Source organism: Cupriavidus pinatubonensis, assembly GCF_019602855.1.
Taxonomy (GTDB): domain Bacteria; phylum Pseudomonadota; class Gammaproteobacteria; order Burkholderiales; family Burkholderiaceae; genus Cupriavidus; species Cupriavidus pinatubonensis.
On record NZ_CP080767.1, the window covers coordinates 2,043,269 to 2,067,173 of the forward strand.

General features: G+C 65.6%; 23 protein-coding genes. 4 read left to right on the plus strand and 19 right to left on the minus strand.

Features of this window, described 5'->3' with window-relative positions:
• Position 1: 1 nt before the first annotated feature.
• The 7 genes from K2O51_RS21915 to K2O51_RS21945 form a co-directional block, all read right to left on the minus strand.
• Positions 2 to 1,024 (minus strand): Bug family tripartite tricarboxylate transporter substrate binding protein, encoded by a 1,023-nt coding sequence (locus tag K2O51_RS21915; RefSeq protein ID WP_011297994.1) that lies wholly within the window; start codon positions 1,022 to 1,024, stop codon positions 2 to 4.
• Between the two features lie 54 nt (positions 1,025 to 1,078).
• A complete protein-coding gene (locus K2O51_RS21920; protein WP_140949543.1) occupies positions 1,079 to 1,495 on the minus strand; it encodes a Zn-ribbon domain-containing OB-fold protein in 417 nt (138 codons plus the stop codon).
• A gap of 13 nt (positions 1,496 to 1,508) precedes the next feature.
• The gene (locus tag K2O51_RS21925) at positions 1,509 to 2,723 is read right to left on the minus strand and encodes a thiolase family protein (RefSeq protein WP_181184391.1); all 1,215 of its coding nucleotides are present in this window, start codon (positions 2,721 to 2,723) and stop codon (positions 1,509 to 1,511) included.
• A 10-nt stretch (positions 2,724 to 2,733) separates the two neighbouring features.
• Positions 2,734 to 3,249: a MaoC family dehydratase gene (locus K2O51_RS21930; RefSeq protein WP_011297997.1), complete on the minus strand. Its 516-nt coding sequence runs from the start codon at positions 3,247 to 3,249 to the stop codon at positions 2,734 to 2,736.
• Positions 3,250 to 3,275: 26 nt separating this feature from the next.
• Positions 3,276 to 4,424, minus strand: a complete 1,149-nt coding sequence (locus K2O51_RS21935) for an acyl-CoA dehydrogenase family protein (protein WP_041679618.1) — start codon at positions 4,422 to 4,424, stop codon at positions 3,276 to 3,278.
• A 187-nt stretch (positions 4,425 to 4,611) separates the two neighbouring features.
• Positions 4,612 to 5,553, minus strand: coding sequence for a LysR family transcriptional regulator (locus K2O51_RS21940; protein WP_011297999.1), 942 nt, complete (start codon positions 5,551 to 5,553; stop codon positions 4,612 to 4,614).
• 205 nt (positions 5,554 to 5,758) lie between these two features.
• Positions 5,759 to 6,223, minus strand: coding sequence for a PaaI family thioesterase (locus K2O51_RS21945; protein WP_140949546.1), 465 nt, complete (start codon positions 6,221 to 6,223; stop codon positions 5,759 to 5,761).
• Between the two features lie 193 nt (positions 6,224 to 6,416).
• Here K2O51_RS21945 and K2O51_RS21950 point away from each other — a divergent pair, with 193 nt between their 5' ends.
• Positions 6,417 to 6,659, plus strand: coding sequence for a DUF1289 domain-containing protein (locus K2O51_RS21950; RefSeq protein ID WP_011298001.1), 243 nt, complete (start codon positions 6,417 to 6,419; stop codon positions 6,657 to 6,659).
• A gap of 14 nt (positions 6,660 to 6,673) precedes the next feature.
• Here the strand turns inward: K2O51_RS21950 and K2O51_RS21955 are convergent, their stop codons facing one another.
• The 4 genes from K2O51_RS21955 to K2O51_RS21970 all read right to left on the minus strand — a co-directional run bounded on the left by K2O51_RS21955 (position 6,674) and on the right by K2O51_RS21970 (position 12,228).
• Positions 6,674 to 7,399 (minus strand): MOSC domain-containing protein, encoded by a 726-nt coding sequence (locus K2O51_RS21955; protein WP_220630720.1) that lies wholly within the window; start codon positions 7,397 to 7,399, stop codon positions 6,674 to 6,676.
• Complete coding sequence (locus tag K2O51_RS21960; protein WP_140949549.1) at positions 7,396 to 8,115, minus strand: glutamine amidotransferase; 720 nt, start codon at positions 8,113 to 8,115, stop codon at positions 7,396 to 7,398. The genes K2O51_RS21955 and K2O51_RS21960 overlap by 4 nt, the downstream gene beginning before the upstream one ends.
• Before the next feature lie 68 nt (positions 8,116 to 8,183).
• Entirely contained in the window at positions 8,184 to 10,673 is a 2,490-nt protein-coding gene (locus tag K2O51_RS21965; protein WP_220630721.1) for a penicillin acylase family protein, read from the minus strand.
• Between the two features lie 124 nt (positions 10,674 to 10,797).
• Complete coding sequence (locus tag K2O51_RS21970) at positions 10,798 to 12,228, minus strand: aldehyde dehydrogenase family protein (protein ID WP_140949551.1); 1,431 nt, start codon at positions 12,226 to 12,228, stop codon at positions 10,798 to 10,800.
• Between the two features lie 188 nt (positions 12,229 to 12,416).
• Here K2O51_RS21970 and K2O51_RS21975 point away from each other — a divergent pair, with 188 nt between their 5' ends.
• Positions 12,417 to 13,040 carry a hypothetical protein gene (locus K2O51_RS21975; protein ID WP_140949552.1) on the plus strand — a complete coding sequence of 208 codons (624 nt, stop codon included), beginning with the start codon at positions 12,417 to 12,419 and terminating at the stop codon, positions 13,038 to 13,040.
• Between the two features lie 69 nt (positions 13,041 to 13,109).
• Here the strand turns inward: K2O51_RS21975 and K2O51_RS21980 are convergent, their stop codons facing one another.
• From K2O51_RS21980 to queE, 5 genes are all read right to left on the minus strand, one after another.
• Positions 13,110 to 14,732, minus strand: coding sequence for an ABC-F family ATPase (locus tag K2O51_RS21980; RefSeq protein WP_011298007.1), 1,623 nt, complete (start codon positions 14,730 to 14,732; stop codon positions 13,110 to 13,112).
• A gap of 175 nt (positions 14,733 to 14,907) precedes the next feature.
• Entirely contained in the window at positions 14,908 to 15,864 is a 957-nt protein-coding gene (gene ldcA, locus K2O51_RS21985; RefSeq protein ID WP_220630722.1) for a muramoyltetrapeptide carboxypeptidase, read from the minus strand.
• A gap of 24 nt (positions 15,865 to 15,888) precedes the next feature.
• The gene (tadA, locus tag K2O51_RS21990; RefSeq protein ID WP_011298009.1) at positions 15,889 to 16,422 is read right to left on the minus strand and encodes a tRNA adenosine(34) deaminase TadA; all 534 of its coding nucleotides are present in this window, start codon (positions 16,420 to 16,422) and stop codon (positions 15,889 to 15,891) included.
• 7 nt (positions 16,423 to 16,429) lie between these two features.
• Positions 16,430 to 16,906, minus strand: a complete 477-nt coding sequence (locus K2O51_RS21995) for a 6-pyruvoyl trahydropterin synthase family protein (protein WP_011298010.1) — start codon at positions 16,904 to 16,906, stop codon at positions 16,430 to 16,432.
• A gap of 95 nt (positions 16,907 to 17,001) precedes the next feature.
• Complete coding sequence (gene queE, locus K2O51_RS22000; RefSeq protein ID WP_220630723.1) at positions 17,002 to 17,637, minus strand: 7-carboxy-7-deazaguanine synthase; 636 nt, start codon at positions 17,635 to 17,637, stop codon at positions 17,002 to 17,004.
• Positions 17,638 to 18,051: 414 nt separating this feature from the next.
• Here queE and K2O51_RS22005 point away from each other — a divergent pair, with 414 nt between their 5' ends.
• Positions 18,052 to 19,257 (plus strand): MFS transporter, encoded by a 1,206-nt coding sequence (locus tag K2O51_RS22005; RefSeq protein ID WP_011298012.1) that lies wholly within the window; start codon positions 18,052 to 18,054, stop codon positions 19,255 to 19,257.
• A gap of 27 nt (positions 19,258 to 19,284) precedes the next feature.
• On the opposite strand, the gene K2O51_RS22010 is transcribed toward K2O51_RS22005, so the two are convergent.
• Positions 19,285 to 19,791 carry a DUF1993 domain-containing protein gene (locus tag K2O51_RS22010; RefSeq protein ID WP_140949554.1) on the minus strand — a complete coding sequence of 169 codons (507 nt, stop codon included), beginning with the start codon at positions 19,789 to 19,791 and terminating at the stop codon, positions 19,285 to 19,287.
• A 185-nt stretch (positions 19,792 to 19,976) separates the two neighbouring features.
• Here K2O51_RS22010 and K2O51_RS22015 point away from each other — a divergent pair, with 185 nt between their 5' ends.
• Entirely contained in the window at positions 19,977 to 20,378 is a 402-nt protein-coding gene (locus K2O51_RS22015) for a hypothetical protein (RefSeq protein WP_041679619.1), read from the plus strand.
• Positions 20,379 to 20,404: 26 nt separating this feature from the next.
• Here the strand turns inward: K2O51_RS22015 and pdeM are convergent, their stop codons facing one another.
• Both pdeM and K2O51_RS22025 read right to left on the minus strand, forming a co-directional pair.
• Positions 20,405 to 21,100: a ligase-associated DNA damage response endonuclease PdeM gene (gene pdeM, locus K2O51_RS22020; protein ID WP_140949556.1), complete on the minus strand. Its 696-nt coding sequence runs from the start codon at positions 21,098 to 21,100 to the stop codon at positions 20,405 to 20,407.
• Positions 21,097 to 23,793 (minus strand): ligase-associated DNA damage response DEXH box helicase, encoded by a 2,697-nt coding sequence (locus K2O51_RS22025; protein WP_220630724.1) that lies wholly within the window; start codon positions 23,791 to 23,793, stop codon positions 21,097 to 21,099. Before K2O51_RS22025 ends, pdeM begins: the two co-directional genes overlap by 4 nt.
• Positions 23,794 to 23,905 lie beyond the last annotated feature (112 nt).

Genomic DNA, 23,905 nt, shown 5'->3' on the forward strand with positions numbered 1-23,905 from the left:
CTTACTCCGGCTTGTAGTTGAGTTCGGCGAAGAGGCCTTTCCATACCGCGACCTCTTCGTTCAGTTGTTGGGCAAACGCGCCCGGCGACGACGCCACCATGCTGCCGCTCAGGCGCGACTCCACCAGGCTCCTGAACTGCGTGTCCGCCGACAGCGTCCGGAGATCGCGCGCGATCCGGTCCACCAGGGCCGGCGGCGTGGACTTCGGCACGAACATGCCGGCCCACAGCAGCGGCAGGTAGCCCTTGTAACCCACGGCCTCCGACAGCGTCGGCACGTTGGGCAGGTCCGCATACCGCTCGGCGCTGATGGCGGCCATCGGCCGCAGCTTGCCCGCCTCCATCTGCGACTTCATCGAGCTTGGCGTGTTCACGAGGAACTGCGCATCGTCGCGCATCACCGCCATGTTCATCGCCGTCACGCTGTTGAAGTCGAGCGGTGCGTACTTCATGCCGAGCGACTTGTTCAGCAGCGCCATCGTCAGGTTGAAGATCGACGTGCGCCCGGTGCCCGCGAAGAACAGGCCATTCGGATCGCGCCGGCTCAGGTCGACCAGCCCACGCATGGTCTTCGCCTTGCCGGCAGTGCCGTCGTTGGCGGCGACCACAAGCTGGTAGTTGATGACCTTGTACACCGGGACCAGGTCGGTCGTCGGGTCGAACTTCAGGTTCTTGGTAGTGAACTTCGGCAGGATCGAGCTTTGCGTACCCAGCAGCAGCGTATGCCCGTCAGTGGCGTTCACCACGTATTCGGTACCAATCACACCGCCTGCGCCAGGCCGGTTCTCCACGATCACCGGCTGCTTCCACATGCCTTCGAGCCGTTGCGCCAGCAGGCGCGCGAGTAAGTCGCCGCTGGAGCCGGCGGCCAGCGGAATGACGATGCGCACGGGGCGCGTCGGCCACGGTTCGGCCGCCGCCAGTGCCAGCCCGGGCAGCAGCATCGCCGCACAGCCGGCCGCGCAGGCGGCGCCCGCCGTGCGTAGCCAGCGCCGCCGGCGATCCCGTTCACGGGGGTCGGTCATGGGTCTCCTCCTTATGTCTCTTTATACATGTCTTGCCGGATGGCCGGCGAAGCGTCAGGCTGCAGCGAAGACCGGCAGGCGCTGCCCCCCCCGCTCGATTAGCCGCGCCGTCATGCGCGCGCCGATGTGCAGCGTTTCGGGCACTCCCTCGATCTGCGCGAACAGGTGGTAGCCCTCGTCCATCTCCACGAAGCCCACCGTGTACGGGGCAATCGAAGCAAACGCCGGCGTGGGCCCGCGCATCACGGTGCTGAACGAGTACAGCGTGCCGGTGCCTTTTGCTTCCTGCCACACGAGCCCCTCGCCATCGTCCGCCTCGCAATGGGGGCAGAACGAATGTGCGGGCCATACGGCTTCGCCGCAGCTGGTACACCGCTGGTACTTCAACTGCCCCGCCGCGAGCCCTTCCCAGTAGGGTTGGGCGTCGAGCAGCGCGTAAGGCTGTGGCCAGCCGTCTTTGGTCTGGATCATCACGTGCTCCCGTTCAGGTTGTCGATGACAGCAGCACCACGCTGCCGGCCGCCAGCATGCCGCCCGCACCCTGCACGAGCACGGTCTTCGGCCTGCGCTGCGGCGCCGCGCCCAGCGGCTGGCCGCGCAACTGCCGCACGGCTTCGACGAGGCTGTCCATGTTGCAGGAGATGCCCGGCTGGCCGAACGACAGCCAGCCGCCATTGGTGTCGGTCGGCAGGTCGCCGCCGACACCGGTGCGGCCCTCGCGGTACAGGTCGATTCCCCGGCCCTTCTTTGCAAAGCCCAGGTCCTCCATGACGATGGGCCCCATGTGCGCGAAGTTCACGGAGATCTGCGCCATGTCGATATCCGTGCGCGACAGTCCCGACATGCCGAATGCCTGGTTCGCCGCCGCGGCCGTGGCCGTGTGGGTCAGGTTGGGCATGGGTCCGAGTTCGGGGAACCGGCACGCGCGCATGTTCATGCGGTCCGTCAGGTATTCGTGCGTCGTGGCAGACCCGTAGCCGAGCAGGTAGACCGGATCGGCGTGCATCGCCCGCGCCCGTTCCGGCGACGTGACCACCAGCGCACCGCCGGTGCCGCCGCCCCACGTCGAGCACATCCACCGCCGCAGCGGACTGGCGACGTAGGGCGACGCCAGCACCGTCTCGCGGTCCACTTCCCCGAAGCGCGCCTTGGCCGCGTGCGGATGGTGAATGCCCCAGCGCTGGTTCGACACCGCCACGTCGGCCAGATCGGCCTCGGTCAGGCCGTACTCGTGCAGATACCGGCAGGCGGCCTGCCCGTACAGCGCCGGGATGATGGGCCCGTACGGCACTTCGAACTGCGGATCGGCGTCGGCTTCGGCGCCCATGGCGACGGCGTCGACGAACAGCTCCGTCGCATCGCTCTGCAGGCACAGCACGTACTCGGCCTGCCCGGCCGCGATCATCTCCGCGGCCACCGCCAGCGTCGCCGTGAGGCCGGCCCCGTGCATCGTGATCTCGGTGGTGCGCTTCACTGGCATCTGCATGTGCGAGATGAAGATGTTGCTCCACTGCGAGCGCTTGTCGGCCCACGGCGAGCGGCCCGTGTAGACCGCGTCGACCTGCTCCTTGCGGATGCCCGCGTCACGCAGCGCGCGCCGCGTGGCTTCGGCCGCAAGCTGAAGGGGGTCCTTGCGATTCTGCCGGGAGGCGTAGGCGTCCCCCATCCCGACAATCGCGGCGACTGGCTTCGTCGACATCATGCCGCCCTCAGGCCGCCTTCAGTTCGGGCAGCGACGACGCGATCAGCGCGTCGAGGTCCTCGCGCTTGCGCAGCATCAGCAGGCTCCATTCGCCCTGCTGGAGCAGGTCGCCATTCTGGTTGATCGCGCTGATGCGGAACTTGATCACGCCGTACTTCTCGTCCTTCTCCTTCTTGCCGATGACCTCGCATACCGCGTAGATGGTGTCGTTGATGTACACCGGGTTGCGGAAACGCATGTTGTCGATGCCATAGTTGGCCTGGATGCCGAGGCCGAACTGGATCAGGCCGGTGACGATGGAGTACGTCAGCGAGCCCTGCACCAGCCGCTGGCCGAAGCGGGTCTTCGACGCATAGTGCGTGTTGGAGTGGATCTCGATCCAGTTGCCGGTCAGCGCGCAGTAGTTGACCACGTCGGCCTCGGTGACGGTGCGCCCGCCCGAGCGGAACACCTGGCCGATCTCCAGTTCGTCATACGTCTGGTCGATGCGGTTGTTGATGATGCGCTTGCTCGTGTCGCTCATGTCTTTCTCCTTCTATGTCGTCTGGTTCAGCCGATCCGCATCGACTTGGCGATGATGGTCTTCTGGATCTGCGAGGTGCCGCCGCCGATGGTCGACTGCACGCTTTCGCGCAGGTAGCGCTCCATGTCGGCTTCGGGCAGGTTGGCGTAGCCGCCGAGCACCTGCATGCCCGTCAGCGCGCACTGCTTCAGCGTTTCGGAGCCGTACAGCTTGGCCATCGACACCTCGCGGCTGCACGGCACGTCGGCCGCCGCCATCTGCGCAGCGCGGTAGCACAGCAGGCGCGCGGCATCCACTTCGGTCTGGCGGTCCGCCAGCATGTGCTTGAGCACCTGGAAGTCCCACAACTGCTTGCCGAACTGGATGCGCTCGTGGGCGTACTGCGTGGCCTTCGACACTGCCGTCTGCGCGTTGCCGACATAGGCAGCGGCCACCGCGCAGCGCTCCAGTTCAAGGTGCTTGGTAATGATTTCCCAGCCCTGGCCTTCCTCGCCCAGCAGGGCGTCGGCCGGCACGCGGACCTCGTCGAGGAAAATCTCGGTGGTGCCCGTGGCGTGGCGCGACAGCGTCGGCAGCTTGTTGATGACCAGCCCCGGCGTGGAGTTGGGAATCAGCAGCACGGAGAGGCCGCCGTGCTTGTTGTCGGCATCGGTGCGCACCAGCATGGCAATGACCGTGTCCTTCGCCGCCGCGCCGCTGCACCACAGCTTCTGGCCCGAGACGATCCAGTCGCCGTTCTCGTCGCGGCGCGCGCGGGTCTTGGTGTTCGAGGCGTCGGAGCCGGCGTCGGGCTCGGAGATCGACACCGAGAAGCGGATCTTGCCGTCGATAAACGGCTTGATGTACTTGTCCTTCTGCGCGGCGGTGCCGTACTTCCCGATGTTCATCGCCGTGAAGGTCGGCACCAGTACCGCGGCCGCGAAGTCGAAGCCGAACTTGCCAAGGCCCTCGGCCATCAGCGTGTAGTCGAAGATGTCGCCGCCCGCGCCGCCCTCTTCCTCGCTGAACAGCAGGCCCAGCCAGCCCTGCTTCGCGATCTTGTCGTAGGCCTCGTACGGATAGTCGCGGTTCTGGTCGCACTTGCGTACGTATTCGACCGTGACCTCGTTATCCATGAAGCGGTTCACGGTGTCGAGCCACAGGGCCTGGGATTCATTCAGGAAGTTCGGTTGCACTTCGTCTCTCCGTTGTTGGGTTGCGCCGGCCTGCATGTATGCGGCGCGTATTGGAAGAGTAGAGTCGTGCCACCGCGAGGCCAACTGGCCATTTTTGAAGCGGCGTTTCGGTGCGGGCGAAATGAAAAAGGCGGGCACGAATGCCCGCCTTGCTGGCGGTCCGGAAATCCGGGGTATCAGTGTCAGCTCAGTCCTGCGCTGGCGCGGGCGCCTGTTCGCCGGGACGTTCGAGCAGTTGCTTCATCAGCGCGGCGGCGGCCGGACTCAGCAAACGGCCGCGCGGCGTGGCGATATGGACGCTGCGCACGGCCCACGGTTCATCCAGCGGAATGCAGCTCACGTCATCGAACAGTTCATGGCTGACCAGGCACTCCGGCTGCACCGTCACGCCCAGCCCCGCTTGCACGAGACTGATCGCCGTGCCGGCGCTGCGCACGCTGAACAGCGGCTGGAACTCCTTCCCAAGCCGCTTTGCCGCGACGCGAAAAGCGCCGAGCATCGCGTCGACCGGAATCACGCGCTCGGGCAGCAGGTCGGCGAACGTGACGATCTCGCGCGCGCCCAGCGCGTGGGACCGCGGCACCACGGCCACCAGCCGGTCGCGTCGATACGGCGTGACATCCACGCCGCCGAGTTCCAGTTCGTGAGCCATGGCGAACACGCCTATGTCGGCATCGCTGCGGGACACCGCCTCCAGGATCTGGGCGTTCTCCACCTCGCGCACGGCCAGCTCCACCAGCGGAAAATCCCGCGCATAGTCGCCCAGTTCGCGGGCCAGGAACGGCGCAATGATCGAGCGCGCCGACGCGACCACGACCTTGCCGCGCATCCCTTCGGTGAAGGCCGATATCTCGGAGCGCATGTCCTCCACGTTCTCGAAGATGCGGCGTGCGTAGTGCACCAGCACCGCGCCGGCTGGACTGGGCACCACGCCTTTCGGGCCGCGTTCGAGCAGCTTGACGCCCGCGATGTCCTCAAGGTCCTGGATGCGTTTGGTCGCCGTCGAGGCGGCAATGTTTTCCCGCAGCGCAGCACGCTGGATCTGCTGCTCCTCAACGGCGGACAGAAAGAGGCGCAGCGTGAACAGGTCGATCTGCCGGATCAGGTGCAGGCGATTGAATGTGCCCATGGATGTGCCCAAGTGTCGGAGGTCGGGACAGGTGTGATGAGCAGGATATTACGCCTCGCCGCGGCACGGCGTTCATCAGCCCGGAGCGCTGCGCTGCCTGCTGGCGATGCAGGGGCGAAGCGTAGGGCGTGCGGCTCGGCAGGCCAACTGGCCTTTTTTGAAGTGGCCGTTCGGTGTAGTCGAAGCAGTCGCTGTGCGGCCGCACTTATCCAAATATCGTGCTGCTCACCAGCGCCTTCGCCACCAGCGTGCCGGCATCCGGCTCCTCCGCATACACTTCCACGTCGCTGACAACCTGGCGACGCCCCCGACGCACCACGGTCGCCACTGCACGCAGGCTGGTACCGTTGGCCGGGGCAAGGTACTGCACGGTCAGCGAGTTGGTCGCCCCGCCCTTCATGTGCTCCGGGTCCGCGCCGGATGCCGACGCGGCGGCACCCGCGATATCGATCAGCGTGGCGATGACGCCGCCGTGGACCATATTGCCAACGGTGATGTTCTCGTGACGGAAAGGCAACACCAGTTCGACGTGTTCCGGCTTCAGCACATCGAGCTGCACGCCGAGCGCTCGCGCCACGGGGGACCCGATCAGCACCTCTTTCACCATCTGGCGCATGCGCGAATGGGTCACGGCGGGGACAGGAACGGCCTGGGCTAGGGCTTCACGCATGTCTGGCTCCTTGGGTTCGGTGTGGTTGCTGGCAGCGTACCGGGCATGGCGTATCCGCTCAATGACTTCCGAGGTAATTGGCACGATTCGGCCCCTATCTGGCAGCCAATGCTGCCGCTCCGGGCGCATGCAAACCCGGGACGTCCTGGCTGGCCGTTTATAATGCCGGACTGCCAGTTCCTCCCGCTTCTGCATGTCGTCTTTCCCCCATGATTCCGCCCTGCCCGCCGTCCAGTCCGACGCCACGGGACTGGCTGACCGCCCTGACAGCCCCTGCATCGGCATCTGCTCGACGCTGTTCGACGAGATCTGCCAGGGCTGCGGACGCACGGCGGCCGAGGTCAGCAACTGGGTGTTCCTGAGCGAGGATGAAAAGCAGGTGGTCTGGGAACGCATCACCCGCGAGGGTACAGCCCGGCGCTTCCGCCAGGGCTGAGCGCGCAGGGAGCATCAGCCACCGGCCAGGCGCTTCTCCATATCCTCGACTTCATGCCGCGCCACCCGCTGGCGCGCGAGCTTGCGCCAGTTCTCGGCCAAGGGCGGCAATTCCGCCATCTCCGCCAGCGCCGTAAAGTCGAGGCGTTCCACGTACAGCACGCGCAGCAGGCGCGCCAGGCTCCAGTCCGGATACGGCCGGCTGACCAGTGTCAGCGCATCGCCAGCGCGCAGTTCACCCTCTTCGATCACGCGGTAGTACCAGCCCGTCCGCAGGCTCTCCTGCACGGCGCGGGACATGCCCGTGTGGCCAAAACGATGGTTCAGCTTCCAGCACGGCTGGCGCGCCTGTGACAGCTCCACCAATGCCGTGCCCAGACGGAAGCGGTCGCCAATGCAGACGTCCGCCTCAGTCAGCCCGCTGCTGCTCAGATTCTCGCCAAAAGCGCCTGGCGCCCACAGGACCGCGCCGGCCTGCGTCGAGATATCTGCAAGCTCGGCCCGCCACGCCGGATAGTGGTCGAATGCGTAGTGATGCAGCGCTTTTTCCGGGCCGCCGTGATGCTTCGGATCGCCCCGGCCATCGCCAGCGAGGCCTAGCGTAGTCACCGCTACAGCCTCCGTCAGCGGCCGCTTGTCGATGCCGCTCGGGATGCCCTTGGGGCCGAACGGGCGAACCGGGCCGATCAGCACCGTATCAATCGTGACCTGGGGTAGTTCCGCCAAGGTTGTCTGGCTCACAGGCCGGCCTCATCGAGCCAGCGCGCGAACATGCGCTGTCCTGCTGCCGCCACACGCTCGCCAACCTCGGCCGTGCGGGCGCGGATGGTGCGCGGATCGATGCCGGCCTTGGCCAGTTCCACGGTGTGGCCGATCAGCCAGGCTTCGATATCGCGTGGCATCACCTCGGGATGGAACTGCAGCGCCAGCACCTGCTTGCCGATGGCGTAGGCCTGGTTCATGACGGCCGCCGTCGATGCCAGCAGTTCGGCGCCTGCTGGCAGATCGAACGTATCGCCGTGCCAGTGCAGGACCTCCCAGTCGGCAGCCTCGAGTTCCGCCAGCGCGGAATCGCGGCCGCGTGCCGTCGGGACGATCGGCGCCCAGCCAATCTCGCGGGTTCCGGGATAGACGCGGGCGCCGGAGGCGGCGGCAATCAGCTGCGCACCAAGGCAAACCCCGATCACCTTGCCACCGGCTGCAAGGCGCGCGCGAATCAGCGCGATTTCCTGTTCCAGCCAGGGATAGGCAGCAGTCTCGTACACGCCGATCGGGCCGCCGAGCACGAGCAGCAGGTCCGGAGCATTATCTGCAATGGGTTGCAGGTCATCCACGCCCGCCTGGAACACCTGCAGGGCATGGCCGCGCGCGCGCAACGCTTCGGCGATCACGCCGCCGTGCTCGAAAGCGACGTGCTGGATGATGTAAGTGGTACGCGATGGGGTGGACGTTGCCATGCACGGCTCCTGCCGAAAGAATGGCCCGAAATAGTAACGCCATTCCGCTAGCGACGTCCGGCGCGCGGCTATTTGCCGCGTACAGCCCCTTCGCGTACCTTGGCGGGTTCAAGCACCAGCGTATCGAACGGCTCGCGCACCGGCTCCTGCTTTCCTGCCATGGTGATGTATTCAACGGCGGCCCACTTGCCGGTCCAGTCGCGGTAGTTCGGCGACACGGGATTCCCTGATTGCCCGGTCGAATCCATGAAACGCGAGGCATCCAGATCGGACAGGTCATAGAGCGCCCGCAAGCTGGCCGCATGCGTGCTCTCGAACGGCGCCTGCTCGTCGCGCAGGTTGTTGCGGCCGACGTTGACGGTGTACGTATCGCCGCCAGTGGGCACGCGCAGGTTGAAGAAGCCCGACAGGTACGGCTGCTTGCCGAACGGCTTGTGCTCGGAACGCGCTGCATGTGCCTTGCCCCAGCGCCACTTGCCGGCGTTATCGCCATAGCGCTGCGACAGGTCGGCGATGGCGAGCGTCCACGCATCCGCGACGGCAGCGGCGCATGACTCATGCTCGGTCGTACCCAGCTTGTCGCACCAGAAGCTGCCCAGCGATCCCGGACCCGCCGGATTGCGCAGGATATTCAGCATCGGCTGATGCACGTTGCGCTGTTCCCACATGCGCTGGAACAGGGCCTCACCGACCTTGTCCTCGAACAGCCGGCGCGACAGCTCGCGCAGCCACGCGGAAACGACCAGCGGTTCGGCCGATGTGGCATCCATGGTGCCGTCCCACTTTCGCAGGGCATCGAACAACTCGCGCTCGCGCCCGGGCCGCGATTTGTCGCTCGCTACCGGCGAGGCCAGCAGCAACGGCAGAATATCGCGCACGGCAAGCGACACCACATCCTTCTGGATCGCACCGAACGACTCGAAGGTATGGCGCGGCGTGGCATCGAGCAGCGACCGGATGCGCTGGTAGCGATACGGCACGGTCCATTCGCTCGTGATGAAGTACGGATAGTCCGTGCCCACGATGCGCTGGTTCGCCGTCACGATGATGCCGTTGGGCGGGTTGTAGGCACGCGGCAGGTGCTCGAACGGGATAAAGCCGTTCCAGTCATAGCGCTCGTCCCAGCCCGGCGCCGGCGCAAGTCCCTTGAGATCGTTGTCGGCACGGCGCAGCGGAATCCGACCCGGCGCGATAAAGCCGATATTGCCGTCCACATCGGCATAGACCATGTTCTGTTGCGGCGAATGGAAGTCCCGCAGCGCCTGCGTGAAGCTGGCCCAGTCCGTGGCGACATTCAGTTTCAGGCCGGCCTGAAACGTGCGATCGTCAGCGCGCAGTGCGGTCCACTGAAACGCGACGACATAGCGAGCGCCCAGCGGCGACGCGGCATTGGCGACCGGTTCCGACACATCGGAGATGACCGGGCCATGGCGCGTCTCGCGCACCGTCAGCGCAACATCGGCCGCGCCTTTGACATGGATGGTCTCGGCACGCGTCACGAACGCGGCCCAGCCATCCGGCGTCTGGTAGTTATCGGTGCTGCCCGGCTGCAGGCGCTCGAGGTACAGGTCTTGCACGTCCGGCGCGGTATTGGTGAAGCCCCACGCGATGCGCGCATTGTGGCCCAGCACCACCAGCGGCGCACCGGGCAACGTCGCGCCGGCCACGTCCAGCCCCGGCGCCTGCAGATGGGCGAAATACCACAGCGCTGGAGCCTGCAGGCCCAGGTGCGGATCATTGGCGAGCATCGGCTTGCCCGATTGCGTATGCGCACCCGAAACGACCCAGTTGTTCGACCCCATGCCCTCCACATAGCTGGGCGGCGCCATGTCGCCGACGCGGGCCAGTGCCGAGGCGAGCGGCGCCAGATGGCGGTACAGAGTGCCGTAGTCGAGCGTGCGCACGGGCCGCTCACCCGGGTAGGGTGCGAGCAGTTCGCTGATGCGCGCGGTCGGCAAGACTTGCGACAGCGCCATGCGCAGCGTTTCCTGGGTCCAGTTGCCGCCGAGATCCCAGGCCATCATGGTCTGCCAGCCCAGTGTATCGGCAGGCTCCCAGTGTTCGGGGCGCGTCTGCAGCAGAAGGAATTCGGGCGGCAGCGGTCCCTTGCGCTGGTCGATATAGGCATTCACGCCGGCCGCATACGCTTGCAAGGCCGCGCGCGTATCGGGTTCGAGTTGCGCGTAGATGGCATCAGCATTGCGGCGAACGCCGAGCGTGCGCAGGAACTTGTCCGTATCGAGCGCCTTCGGCCCGAGGATTTCAGCGAGCCGCCCGGCCACGATGCGCTTGTTCATCTGCATCTGCCACAACCGGTCCTGCGCGTGCACGAACCCCATCGCGTAGTAAGCGTCGAGGCGCGAGGCCGCGCGGATATGCGGTACGGCATTGCGATCGCGCACGATGGTGACGCGACCCTGCAGCCCCTGCAATGACAAGGTACCTGCAGTCTGCGGTTGCGATGCCTGCCGGTACCAGATATACCCGCCTGCCAGCGCTGCCGCCGAAACCAGCAACAGCACTATCACCAGCCAGGCCAGGCGTCGGAACCAGCGCATCTGTTGTCTCCCTTTGAGGACTCGTCCTTATTGTTTGGCCGCAATTATCGCCACGAATGCATCCAAATAAAAAGCCCCGCATGCTGCCATGCAGGGCTTTTGCACCAGAATGCCGGTCTCGCGATCAGGCCGGCTTCTTGAATTGCAGGGACTTGTACTCGAGGAATTCCTCGAGCCCGTACTTGCCGGCCTCGCGCCCGTTGCCGGACTGCTTGTAGCCGCCGAACGGCGCCGACATATTGAACGGGCCGCCGTTGATATCGACCTGCCCGGTCCGGATGCGGCGCGCCACGCGAATCGCGCGCGCCTCATCGCCCGCCCAGACGCCGCCACCGAGCCCATAGATGCTGTCGTTCGCGATACGCACGGCGTCTTCTTCCGTGTCGTAGCAGATGATCGACAGCACCGGCCCGAAGATCTCTTCCTGCGCCACGGTGGCACGCGGCTCCACATTGCCAAGCACCGTCGGCTTGACGAAGAAGCCCTTCTCCAGGCCAGCCGGTGCATCCGGGCCGCCCGCCACCAGCTCGGCGCCCTCTTCCAGACCGCGACGGATATAGCCCGTCACGCGGTCCTTCTGCACGGCGGAAATCAGCGGTCCAAGCCTGGTGGTTTCCTGCAGCGGATCGCCAACGGTGAAACCCTCGACCACCTTCGCGGCGATCGCCTTGACCTCGTCATAGCGGCTGCGCGGCACCAACATGCGGGTATGTGCAGAGCACGTCTGGCCAGAGTTCAGGAAGCACGCATTGATGGTGCCCTTTACCGCGGCAGGCAGGTCCGCGTCATCCAGGATCACCGAAGCCGACTTGCCACCAAGCTCCAACGCCACGCGCTTGACGGATTGCGAGGCCAGTTCGGACACGCGCTTGCCGGCGCGGGTCGAACCCGTGAACGACACCATGTCCACTTCGGGATGGCTGGCCAGCACTTCGCCAACCACCGGGCCATAGCCGGTCACCAGGTTGAACACACCAGGCGGCAGGCCCGCCTCCGCGATCACCTCTGCCAGCACGAAGGCATTCAGCGGCGCCACTTCCGACGGCTTCAGCACCACCGTGCAGCCGGCCGCCAGTGCTGGGGCCACCTTTAGCGTGATCTGATTGAGCGGGTAGTTCCACGGCGTGATGGCCGCGACCACACCCACCGGCTCTCGCACGACCAGAGAATTGCCGACCTCTTCCTCGAAATCGAAACCTTCGAGCAGTTTCGCTGCCTGGCCCCAGTTGTAGACGGGGCCACCGACCTGGATCGCGCGCGCCAGCTTGATCGGCATGCCGACCTCGCCCGCGATGAGCTGCGCCAGTTCCTCGGTGCGTGCCTTCAGGCCCTCCGCAATCTTGCGGATGTAGCCGACCCGCTCTGCCGGCGGCGTGGCAGCCCAGCCGTCGAACGCCGCGCGGGCCGCCTGGATCGCGTCTTCCGCGTCACGCGCGCTGCCTTCGGGGATGCGGCCCATGACCGCTTCGGTGGTGGAGTGAATGACGTCGATCAGCCCCGTGCCGTGCGGGCTGACCCATTTGCCGTTAATGAAGAGTTTGTCTCGTTGTTGCATGGCCACAGTTGTCAGATTGGTCAATCAGCGGTTGCAATTTTTGTTACTTTTATGGTGCACGCACATTGTAGAGCGGATTGCGCCGGGCGGTTTTTTGCGCCGCGAAGCCACGATACAACAGATGGCGATAATCGGCCGCGCCTCAGGGGAGCTCGCCCGCGCGGCCGATACATAACAAGGAGCGAGACATGGTCAATCCGATTTACCGCAAGACCGAAGCGGGTCTCGACGAGATCAAGACGCGCGCGCGCAAACTCGACCACAAGCTGCGCGCCCTGCTGCTGATCGTCAATGGCGAGCGGCGCGAACAGGAACTGCTGTCGCAGCTCGACGGCATGGGCGTGGGGCCTGAGTCGCTTGGTCAACTCGTGCAGATGTCGCTGGTCGAGCCGGTGACTGAGGCTCTTCCGGTATCGCCTTCTAAGGCACCAGCGCAAGCCTCTGCGCCAGCCACCGAAGACAGCAATCTCTTCTCGCTGTATGCGATGCGGCGCGTCGAAGCGCCCGCGGCCCAGGCACCGGTTGCGGCACTGTCGCCTGCCAGCGAAGACGCCGTGCATTCGCCGGCGGCCATCCAGGCCTACCAGCGGCTCTACCACTTCTATACGGACGTCATCAGCCAGCATCTCGGCCTGCGCGGCTATCTCATGCAGGTCAAGGTGGAAAAGGCTACCGACCTGCCATCGCTGATCGCCTTGCGCGATCCGCTGCATGCGGCGTTGCTCAAGGCCAAGGGCGATATCACCGCGCAAGCCATTACGGGGCAGTTGGACCAGATCGTCGAGGCGATCGAGGCGGACAAGGGGATCTAAGGAAACGCTGGCGCAACAAACGCAAAGGCCGCCCGGAGGCGGCCTTTGCGCTGTCAGGATGCCCGACGATCAGCCGTCGATACCCTGCGACTGCAGGTACTCGTCATACGTGCCGAGGTAATCGGTCAGCGTGCCATCGGTACGCACTTCGATCACGCGCGTGGCCAGGCCGCTCACGAACTCGCGGTCGTGCGAAACGAAGATCAGCGTGCCGGTAAACTTGTCCAGCGCGATCTGCATCGACTCGATCGATTCCATGTCCATGTGGTTAGTCGGCTCGTCCAGCGCCAGCACGTTATGGCGGCCCAGCATCAGCTTGCCCCAGATCATGCGGCCCTTCTCGCCACCGGATAGCACCTTGACGTTCTTCCTGATGTCATCGGCCGAGAACAGCAGGCGGCCCAGCGTGCCGCGCAGCGACGTTTCGTCATCGCCCGCCTGCGTCCACTGGCTCATCCAGTCCATCACGTCGCGGTCTTCGGGGAATTCCTCGTAGGTATCCTGCGGCATGTAGCCGACGTTGGCGTTCTCGGCCCACTTGACCGTGCCACGATCCACCTCGACACCGCGCTGCACGCCGGTCTGTACTGCACCGTTCAGCAGGCTGCGCAGCAGCGTGGTCTTGCCCGCGCCGTTCTCGCCGATGATTGCCACGCGCTCGCCGGCCTGGATCGCCAATGACAGGTTGTTGATGATCTTGCGGTCGTAGGTCTTGGTGACGCCTTCGACTTCCACGGCAAGATTGTGCAGCTTCTTCTCGAACTCGAAGCGGATGAACGGGTTCTGGCGCGACGACGGCTTGATGTCCTCGACCTTGATCTTCTCGATCTGCTTGGCACGCGAGGTCGCCTGGCGGGCCTTCGACTTGTTGGCCGAGAAGCGGCGCACGAAGTCCTGCAGTTCGCTGATGCGTTCCTTGGCGCGCGCGTTGGCGGCCATCTGGCGCTCGCGGGCCTGCATCGACGCTTCCATGTAGTCGTCGTAGTTGCCCGGGTAGACCTTCAACGTGCCGTAGTCCATGTCGGCCATGTGCGTGCACACCGAGTTCAGGAAGTGGCGATCGTGGGAAATGATGATCATGGTGGAGTTGCGCTCGTTGAGCACGGTCTCCAGCCAGCGGATCGTGTTGATGTCCAGGTTGTTGGTCGGTTCGTCGAGCAACAGCACGTCCGGGTTCGAGAACAGTGCCTGCGCCAGCAGCACGCGCAGCTTCCAGCCGGGGGCGACATCGCTCATCGGGCCCTGGTGCTGGCTGGTAGGAATGCCCACGCCCAGCAGCAGTTCACCGGCGCGCGCTTCGGCCGTGTAGCCGTCGTACTCGGCGTACTTGGCCTCGAGCTCCGCGGCCTTCATGTAGTCTTCGTCGGTCGCTTCCGGGTTGGCGTAGATCGCGTCGCGCTCCTGCGCGGCGGCCCACATCTCGGTGTGGCCCATCATGACGACGTCCAGCACGCGCATGTCTTCATACGCGAACTGGTCCTGGCGCAGTTTGCCCAGGCGGATGCCCGGTTCCAGCATGACGTTGCCTGCGGACGATTCGAGATCGCCGCCCAGGATCTTCATGAAGGTGGACTTGCCGCAGCCGTTCGCGCCGATCAGGCCGTAGCGGTTGCCCTCGCCGAACTTGACCGAGATATTCTCGAACAACGGCTTGGGGCCGAACTGCATGGTGATGTTTGCGGTAGAAAGCACGTCTGGAACCTTGTCTGGAAACGGGGTATGGCGCCTGTGCGCCTGGCTTGCCGGAACGGTGCGCCGTCGATGCGCCCCGGTTCATGGGAGAACCCGGCAGGAAATGGGGAAATAACCGATTATTTTACCATCCGCCTGCCTTTCCGGCGACCGGATGGCACGGCGGCACATGCTGTCAGGCCAGCGGCGGAAGCACCGGATAGCCTGACATGACCAGCGTGAAGCCTTCCGCACTTGCAGTGAGCTGCGCGTGCCCACCGACCGGCAGCGTCAGCTTGCGCGCGCAGTGACCGAACGGCAGGCCTGTCAGCACCGGCACGTGCAACTGGTCGCGCAGATAAGCAACGACGGCGTCCATGTCGTAGCCATTGTCGTAATCCGTCACGCGGTAGTTGGAGAAATCTCCAAGGATGATCGCGCGCTGCGTACCAAGCACGCCGGCCTGGAACAATTGCAGCAACATGCGCTCCACGCGGTAAGGCGGCTCGTTGATGTCTTCAAGGAACAAGATGCCGCCTTCCACCCGCGGCATGAACGGCGTGCCGAGCAGGCTGCACAGCATGGCCAGGTTGCTGCCCCACAGCGTGCCCGTGACCGTGCCCGAGAACGGCTGGCCGTCATCTTGCGGTGCCAGCACAGTCACCGTGTAGGCCGGGTCGCGCAGCACGCCCTCGAAGTGCTCCCACATGAACGGATCGACCGTGTCGGCGCCAAAGTCGGCGAGAAGCATCGGGCCGGCAAACGTCACGCCGCCAGTTGCGGCCAGATAGGCGAGCTGGAACGCCGTGAAGTCGCTGTGACCGACGATGGGCGTGGCGGTTGCGCGCGCCTGTTCGGCAATCTGCGCGAAATCCAGCCGGTCCAGCAGTCGCGCAATGCCGTAGCCGCCGCGTACGGCCAGCGTCAGTTCATGCGGCGCACCGGTGCCGATCGCATGCAGGTCCGAAAGCCGTTCCGCATCGGTACCGCCGAAGCGCAGGTAGCGCCGCGCCAGCACATCGGGGTTGGTCGTGTGATACCCGTGCGACTTGAGCCACGCACAGCCGCGCGCCGCAATGGCGACATCGTGCGGGTAGCCGGACGACGCGATCAGGCGAACTTCGGTATGCGGCTTGGGGCTCGGTGTGCTCATGCGGATTCGTGATCGTCCGGGGGATCAGGATTGTTCGGGATCGGACAGCGTCCGGGCAGCGAGTTGCGCCGCCTTCTGCGCGCGGCGCCGGGCACCGAAGAAGTCCTTCAGCATCTGCCCGCACTCGTCCGCGAGCACTCCGCCCGTAATGGTGGTCTGGTGGTTCAGTTGTGCCTGCTCGAACAGGTTCACTACGCTACCGGCGGCGCCGGTCTTCGGGTCCGACGCACCGAACACCACATGGCGCAGGCGCGCATGGAGGATCGCGCCGCTGCACATCGCGCAAGGTTCCAGCGTCACATACAGTTCGCACTCCGGCATGCGGTAGTTGCCGAGCACCTGGGCCGCGGCGCGCAGCGCCTGCATTTCGGCATGGGCTGACGGATCCATCGACTTGATCGGCAGGTTGTGGCCGCGCGCGATGATGGCGTCGTTCCACACCACCACCGCACCGACCGGCACCTCGCCCGCGGCCTCGGCCAGACGGGCCTCGTCCATGGCGGCGCGCAGGTAGCGCTCGTCGCGCGCGATCTCGTCCGCGGTGCGGGTATCCGTCATCGCCGGCTCAGTCCTGCGCCGGCAGCGCGACCGTGGCGGTGACTTCCGCCCAGCAATTCGGCGTTTCGAACAGGACCAGGCGGGTCAGCTGCAGATGATGGCCGAAGCAGTCCTTGAACACGGGCGCCAGCATGTCGAAGGCGATCTGCGCGAGGTTCTCGACGGTCGGAATGGCATCAAGCACCACAGTCTTGTGCCCTTCCATCGATTGCAGAAAGTTCAGCAGCGCGGTGTCGCCGCGATAGATCAGGAACGCATGGTCCCACTTCGACACCAGATGCTCCTGCGCCAGCGACTTGATATCGCCGAAGTCCAGAATCATGCCGTCGTCGGACGCGCCTTCACGGTGCAGCACTTCGCCCGACAGCGTCAGGTCCAGGCGATAGCGGTGGCCGTGGATATTGCGGCATTGGCCGCAGTGGTTCGGGATGCGGTGGCCGGAATCGAATTCCAGCCGGCGGGTAATGGAAACTTGTTTGCTCATGAGTACGGGCGCATGCTAGGCGGCCTGCGTTGAATGGGCTTCGTGCCGGGGTCCGCGGCGCTATTGTCGCCGAGGTGCGACCTGCGCGACAGCAATCAGCGGATGCCGAGCAGCTTGTGGGTCTGCAGCGACAGCCGCCAGCGCGGATGCCGCTGGCAAAACGCCACGGCGGCGGCGGTATTTTCGCGGGCCAGCGGGCCGTCCATGGCCTGCACCAGGAAATACTGGAAATCCAGCTGCTCATATGCGGCAAAGTCCTGGCCGACCTGGGGGATCACCACCTTCAGCTCGTCGCCCTTCCTTACCACCAATTCGGACCCCATCTTCGGGCTCACGCAGACCCAGTCGATGCCCGGCGGCACCTTGATGGTGCCGTTGGTTTCGATCGCGATCTCGAAGCCCTGCGCGTGCAGCGCGTCGATCAGCGGCGCATCGAGTTGCAGCAGCGGCTCGCCACCCGTGCATACCACCAGCGGCTTGCCGCCGGCGCCCTGCGGCCATTCGGAGGCGACTGCCGCAGCCAGCTCCTCAGCGGTACGGTACTTGCCGCCGCCCGTGCCATCGGTGCCCACGAAGTCCGTGTCACAGAACTGGCATACCGCCGTCGCCCGGTCCTCTTCGCGCCCGCTCCACAGGTTGCAGCCGGCAAAACGGCAGAACACCGCGGCACGGCCAGCGTTGGCGCCTTCGCCCTGCAGCGTATAGAAGATTTCCTTGACGGCGTAAGTCATGCTTTGCGCGCGCTCCGGTCAGGAACGCAATGGTTTCAGCGGCCGATGGCGGCCAGTCTTTCATGGGTCGGGAGAGCGAGGCCAGGACTCCGGATCAGAGATGGCATGAGGTAAAACGGCCACCGGCAGTCGATCGGGGCGATGCTCCGCGTAGCCTCTCGCAGGCTGTATCCGGCAGCGGCCAGACATCGCGCAAGTATACCAGACGTGTCAGGGTTTTCGCTGATGGGGCGACTGGCGCGCACGTCGGGCGAAGGCAGATGTCATCACACCCCGGCTTCCGTTGCTCAACGTTTGACCGGCCAGCCCGATCACACATTCTTGAATTCAATTCAAATATCTTCTGTCGATCACCACCTTAATCCGCAAAGATAATGCGGGCACACTGCCGCCATCCACTTTTCGGAGGCAGACATGCCCATTGCCCTGTTAGCGCTGACCATCAGCGCATTCGCTATCGGCACGACGGAATTCGTCATCGTCGGGCTGATTCCCACCATTGCCGCGGACCTGCACATCAGCCTGCCATCGGCGGGCCTGCTGGTCAGCCTGTATGCGCTCGGCGTGGCCGTTGGCGCACCCGTACTGACGGCGCTGACCGGCCGCTTGCCACGCAAGACGCTGCTGCTGTCACTGATGGCGCTGTTCACGCTCGGCAACCTGCTTGCATGGAAAGCGCCCAGCTATGAGTCGCTGGTCGTCGCACGGATCCTGACCGGTCTGGCGCATGGCGTATTCTTCTCGATCGGCTCGACCATCGCCACCGGCCTCGTGCCGAAGGAGAAGGCCGCCAGCGCGATTGCCATCATGTTCACCGGCCTGACCGTCGCACTGGTAACGGGTGTCCCGCTGGGCACGTTCATCGGCCAGCATTTCGGCTGGCGCGAGACATTCCTGGCCGTCTCCGGACTTGGCGCAATCGCCTTCGTGGGCAGCCTGCTGTTCGTGCCGTCGTCGATCCGGCATACGCAGCCGGCCTCATTGCTCCAGCAGGCGCGCGTGCTGGCCGAGCCGAGGTTGCTGCTCGTCTACGCGAAGACCGCGATCGGCTATGGCGGCTCGTTCATCCCGTTCACGTTCCTGGCGCCCATCCTGCAGGACGTCTCGGGGTTCAGCGCCAACGCAGTCGGGCTGGTGATGCTCGTGTACGGCGTGTCCGTGGCCGTGGGCAATATCTGGGGCGGCCGCCTTGCTGACCGCCATGGTCCGATCGCTGCGCTGCGCCTCGTGTTCCTGCTGCTGGCGGCGGTGCTGTTCGTGCTGACCTTCACCGCACCGCACCCGTGGCTCGTCGTGGCGACGGTACTGGCCTGGGGCGCCGTGGCCTTCGGCAATGTGCCGGGCCTGCAGGTCTACGTCGTCAAGCAGGCGGAGCGACACACACCGCATGCTGTCGACGTCGCATCCGGCCTGAACATCGCGGCCTTCAACCTTGGCATTGCCGGGGCAGCGTGGGCCGGTGGTCTCATCGTGACCCACCTGGGGCTGATGCATACGCCATGGATCGGCGCGCTCGTCGTGCTGGTTGCACTGGGCCTGACTGAGCTGAGCGGCCGGCTGGACCGCGCAGCCGGCTTCGATGCACGCGGCAGCCTGCCTGCAGGCGCCGCGATGCACTGAGCCCCGGCGCTGCCGGGACCGGCACGCTCAACGCGTGCCGAGATAGTCCATCTTGCCGATCTGCACGCCCTTGTGGCGCAGGATGTCGTAGGCAGTGGTGATGTGGAAATAGAAGTTCGGCAGCGCAAAGCCCAACAGATAGCTCTTGCCATCGAAGGTGATGGCGCCCTGCCGCAGCTTCAGCTCAATCGTCCGCGTCTCGCTGCCATCAAGCAGCTCGGGACGGACGGACTTCAGGAAGTCGATCGTCTTGATAATGCGCTGCTGCAGCTCCGGAAAGGTCGCTTCGGTATCGGCCATGGACGGATTGTCGATGCCGGCGAGCCGTGCCGCACAGCCCTTCGCCGCATCACTGGCGCGCTGCACCTGGGCCGCCAGCGTGTCCATGTCGGCAATCAGGCGCGTCTGGATCAGGTCGGCCGGATCCGTGCCCTGCGCCTGCGCATGCGCCGCCCCTTTTTCCAGGATCGCGGACAGGTTGGTCAATGCGCGAATGAACGCGGGGATGGATACGTCATACATCGAGAGGGCCATGTGGTCTCCTGGCATGGTCGCGTGTGGGGTTGGCTCTGTTCCTGGTGGCGAGACGGCGCTGCGCCGCCAGCGGCAGCATAAATCGAATCCGCATATCGTGCTGTCGGTCCATTGCCTCCGGCCCCGCGTCGTGATTTAAGATATCCCGCTACCGGCCCAGCACGGGCCCGACATGCCAGCCCCCGATGAACGCGCCCTTCCCCATCCGCACGGAGTGCCCACCCGGCGCCTGCACCTGCCGCAGGGAAGCGTTGCTTGCCGATCCCAACGCCGACATCCGCGTATTGCGCCTGACTCGCGAGGAAGAAAAACGCCTGGTGGCGCGCCTGGAAAGCGTGACGAGCCTGGCAGACCTGCGGCACGTGGGTGACCGGTTGCAGGCCCAGTTGGGCATCGTCCTGACCATCACGCCGAGTGCCAATGGCGTGCGCACGCTGCGGGGGATCAACATCCAGCTGGAAGACCAGCCGGGACTCTGCAGAAAGACGAAGCAGGCGATTCCCGCGGCGATCCGCAGGGCGATGGAGACGACGCCCGAGATTGCTTACGCGCTGCTGGATGAGCAGGATCTGCTGGGTGGCGCCTGAACTGGGGCCTGGCCCTTACCTGGCCCTTACCTGGCCGGCACGGGCCATACACGGCCGTCCCCGACTACGTAGTACTGCTCCCCCGGTTGTGCCCGGATGGTGGTGTGGCCTGTGAACGCGCCAAACGCCGGCAGGATTGCGCATTGTGCGCCGAACACGAAGCACGGCAGCCGCAACGTATCGCCGCCGGCACCACGCAGCACACAAGCCGGATGCAGATGCCCTGCCAGCACAAACCCTTGCGGCGAAGCGCCCGGCATGTGGCACAAGGCGAATGGCCCCGCGGCAAATGGCTCCGTGACGACCATGATTCCCAGTTCGGGAGGCGGATCGCCGGCATGTGCGTCGTGGTTCCCGCGTACCAGCGTGCAGCGCAAGCGCTGCGGCAGAGATCGACGCCAATCATGCAGCGCCACAAGCACTCCCGCAGTATGCGCGGCGCGGGCGTGCAGAAAGTCCCCGAGAAAGACCAGCTCATCCGCCGGATAGCGCAGCACCAGCGCGCGCAGCCGGGCCAGGTTGTCTGTCGTGGTCCCGTGGGGCACCGGCTGCCCCAGCGCACGGAACGCCGCGCCTTTGCCGATGTGGACATCCGCGACGAGCAGCATGCCGCCGGCGGGCCACCACACCGCATGCTCGGGCAGCAACCACAGCGTTTCGCCGGCCACGTGCACGACGTGGGCTCCCATCGCCACCGGGTTGATGTCTCGGATCCGAGTCATAGCAGCGGTAACGGCCGCGATGGCTTGCGCGCCCGTCGGGGCTTGCGCGGGCCTGCCGGTCCGGCGTGATCCGCCATGCCAAAGCGCGCTTGCGCCGCGACCCAAGCCGCGTCGGCCCCTGATTGCATGTCATGCATGGGCCCCGTGTAGTCAGGTGCGGGCCCCGCCGCCCGCTCCAGGTCGGCGAGCATCCGGGCGATGCGGTCGGCGAGCTTTTCGGTACTGAGCTTTTCGCGCAGGAACTCTACGATCAGCGGGAATGCCAGCGGCGATGGCCGCTCCAGCACGTGCAAGTCCAGCCGCATTGTCGCCAGCCGCGCCAGCGTGGTGGCCAGCCGGTGCGCATCCAGTTCCTGCATCAGCACCTCGCGTTCAGCCTGGCCGAGCAGAAGATTGCCGGGGTCGTACTTGCGAAAGACTTCATAGAACAGGCTCGACGAGGCCTGCAATTGCCGCGCACTCTTTGCCGCGCCGGGATAGCCCTGGAACACCAGCCCCGCAACGCGCGCGATCTCGCGGAAGCGGCGCAACGACAGTTCGCCTGCGTTCAGGCTGCCCAACACATCGGCGGCCAGATCGCGATGGCGTTCTTCCGCCAGCACCTGCGGCAACCACTGACTCCAGTCGAGGGGTGCGGACGCCAGCAATTCCAGACCGTAGTCGTTGACGGCGACCGAGAACGTGGCCGGCACCTTCTGCCCCAGCCGCCACGCCAGGAGGCTGCCCAGTCCGAGATGCACGGACCGTCCCGCAAATGGATAGAGAAAAAGATGCCACCCTTCGCGCGAATGCAGAGTTTCCGCGAGCAGCGTTTCGGGAGTGGGCAGCGCAGACCAGCGCATCTGAAGCTCCACCAGCGGCTGGATCAGCGGCAACTCCGGCGTGGTGGACGGATCCAGCCGGCCCGCCTGCACCGCGTCAAGCGTCGTGACAACGGCGTCGGCGAGTTCGGTGGAAAGGGGCATCTTGCCACCGTTCCACCGAGGTACCGCTGGCCGCTTGCCCGTGGCACGGCGTACGTAGGCGGTCATCTCCTGTGTGCGCACCAGTTCCAGCAGGCGCCCGCCGAACAGAAAGCAGTCGCCCGGCGCAAGTCGCGCAATAAAGCCTTCCTCGACTGTGCCCAGCGACGCCCCGCCGCTCCCCGCCCGGGTCCAGTAGCGCACCTGCATCGTCGTCTCACTGACAATCGTGCCCACGCTCATCCGGTGCCTGCGCGCAAGCCGGGCGTCGGGAACCCGCCAGACGCCGTCCTCGTCAGGCATTGCGCGACGATAGTCGGGATACGCCGACAACGTTCCGCCGCCATCGCGCACAAAAGCCAGGCACCACTGCCATTCCTCGTCGGTCAGCGCGCGGTAGGCCCATGTGGTGCGCACTTCCGCCAGCAGCTCGCTTGCACGGAAGCCTCCGCCGAGTGCCACCGTGACCAAGTGCTGGACGAGCACGTCGAGCGGCTTATCCGGCGAATCGCGCGCCTCGATCCGCCCAGCCAGCGCGGCTTGGCGCGCGGCAACCGCCTCCACGAGTTCCAGGCTGTGCGTGGGCACCACGGTCACGCGCGAGGCCCGGCCGGGAGCGTGTCCCGATCGCCCTGCGCGCTGCAGCAGCCGGGCTACGCCCTTGGGCGATCCGATCTGCAGCACGCGCTCCACGGGCAGGAAGTCCACACCGAGATCCAGGCTCGAAGTACACACCACGGCCCGCAGCGCGCCGTTCTTGAGGTTCTGTTCGACCCATTCGCGTACAGCTCGGTCCAGCGACCCATGATGCAACGCGATCAGTCCCGCCCACTCGGGCTTCGCATCGAGCAGTGCCTGGTACCACAACTCCGCCTGCGATCGCGTATTGAGAAAGACGAGCGTCGTGCCGCTGGCTTCCAGTTCCCGCACCACGTGAGGCAGCATCGACAGACCAAGGTGCCCCGCCCATGGAAAACGGCTGGCGGCGTCCGGCAGCAGCGTGTCGATGATCAGTGTCTTTGGCGTATGGCCATGCACCAGTACCCGCCGTTCCGGCGAGACACCGGCCAGCAGCACATCACGCGCATGGTCCAGGTTGCCAAGCGTCGCGGACAAGCCCCACACGCACAGATCTGGCTGCCATCGGTGCAGTCGTGCCAATGCCAGTTGCACCTGCACCCCGCGCTTGCTGCCAATCAGTTCGTGCCATTCGTCGACCACGACCAGCCGCACGCTTCTGAGCGTCTCACGCGCATCGGCACGCGTCAGGAGCAGCGACAGGCTTTCCGGGGTGGTCACTAATGCGGTCGGCAACCGGCGTGCCTGCGCTGCGCGCTCGCTGCTGCTGGTATCGCCGGTGCGAAGCCCGACGGCCCAGTCGAGGCCGAGTTCGCCAAGCGGTGCAATCAGCGCACGCGTGGTATCCGCGGCGAGCGCGCGCATCGGCGTCAGCCAGAGCACGGTCAGCGGAGGCGGCGGCGCGCCGGGGCGGGATGGCGCCCTGGCAAATGCCAGCAACGCACCCAGCCATGCGGCATAGGTCTTGCCTGTGCCGGTGGTGGCGTGCAACAGGCCGCTTTGGCCTCGGCCAATGGCCTCCCATACCGCGCGCTGGAAGTCAAACGGCTGCCAGTGACGGGCTGCAAACAGATCGGGCAGTTTGCGCGCCACCGGCGGAGCGGATGTGAGGGGAGCACCCGCCGTGGCTTTAGTGGAGCGACGTGCGCTCATGGAGCAACCTCGCGCGACGTGGTGGGAAGCTTGCCGGCCACCCGGTATTGTGGAGCGTAGTCGGCTCCTTCGCCTCCGTCAGTCGGAGACGTCCCGTTCGCTTGTCGGCGTA

Coding starts and splice junctions, on each gene's coding strand:
- K2O51_RS21965 (WP_220630721.1), bottom strand. CDS start 10,673: ATGCGCTGGTTCCGACGCCTGGCCTGGCTGGTGATAGTGCTGTTGCTG.
- K2O51_RS21975 (WP_140949552.1), top strand. CDS start 12,417: ATGGTCAATCCGATTTACCGCAAGACCGAAGCGGGTCTCGACGAGATC.
- ldcA (WP_220630722.1), bottom strand. CDS start 15,864: ATGAGCACACCGAGCCCCAAGCCGCATACCGAAGTTCGCCTGATCGCG.
- K2O51_RS22005 (WP_011298012.1), top strand. CDS start 18,052: ATGCCCATTGCCCTGTTAGCGCTGACCATCAGCGCATTCGCTATCGGC.
- K2O51_RS22015 (WP_041679619.1), top strand. CDS start 19,977: ATGAACGCGCCCTTCCCCATCCGCACGGAGTGCCCACCCGGCGCCTGC.
- K2O51_RS21915 (WP_011297994.1), bottom strand. CDS start 1,024: ATGACCGACCCCCGTGAACGGGATCGCCGGCGGCGCTGGCTACGCACG.
- tadA (WP_011298009.1), bottom strand. CDS start 16,422: ATGACGGATACCCGCACCGCGGACGAGATCGCGCGCGACGAGCGCTAC.
- K2O51_RS21970 (WP_140949551.1), bottom strand. CDS start 12,228: ATGCAACAACGAGACAAACTCTTCATTAACGGCAAATGGGTCAGCCCG.
- K2O51_RS22010 (WP_140949554.1), bottom strand. CDS start 19,791: ATGGCCCTCTCGATGTATGACGTATCCATCCCCGCGTTCATTCGCGCA.
- K2O51_RS21960 (WP_140949549.1), bottom strand. CDS start 8,115: ATGGCAACGTCCACCCCATCGCGTACCACTTACATCATCCAGCACGTC.
- K2O51_RS21940 (WP_011297999.1), bottom strand. CDS start 5,553: ATGGGCACATTCAATCGCCTGCACCTGATCCGGCAGATCGACCTGTTC.
- K2O51_RS21925 (WP_181184391.1), bottom strand. CDS start 2,723: ATGTCGACGAAGCCAGTCGCCGCGATTGTCGGGATGGGGGACGCCTAC.
- K2O51_RS21920 (WP_140949543.1), bottom strand. CDS start 1,495: ATGATCCAGACCAAAGACGGCTGGCCACAGCCTTACGCGCTGCTCGAC.
- K2O51_RS21995 (WP_011298010.1), bottom strand. CDS start 16,906: ATGAGCAAACAAGTTTCCATTACCCGCCGGCTGGAATTCGATTCCGGC.
- pdeM (WP_140949556.1), bottom strand. CDS start 21,100: ATGACTCGGATCCGAGACATCAACCCGGTGGCGATGGGAGCCCACGTC.
- K2O51_RS21945 (WP_140949546.1), bottom strand. CDS start 6,223: ATGCGTGAAGCCCTAGCCCAGGCCGTTCCTGTCCCCGCCGTGACCCAT.
- queE (WP_220630723.1), bottom strand. CDS start 17,637: ATGACTTACGCCGTCAAGGAAATCTTCTATACGCTGCAGGGCGAAGGC.
- K2O51_RS21930 (WP_011297997.1), bottom strand. CDS start 3,249: ATGAGCGACACGAGCAAGCGCATCATCAACAACCGCATCGACCAGACG.
- K2O51_RS22025 (WP_220630724.1), bottom strand. CDS start 23,793: ATGAGCGCACGTCGCTCCACTAAAGCCACGGCGGGTGCTCCCCTCACA.
- K2O51_RS21950 (WP_011298001.1), top strand. CDS start 6,417: ATGTCGTCTTTCCCCCATGATTCCGCCCTGCCCGCCGTCCAGTCCGAC.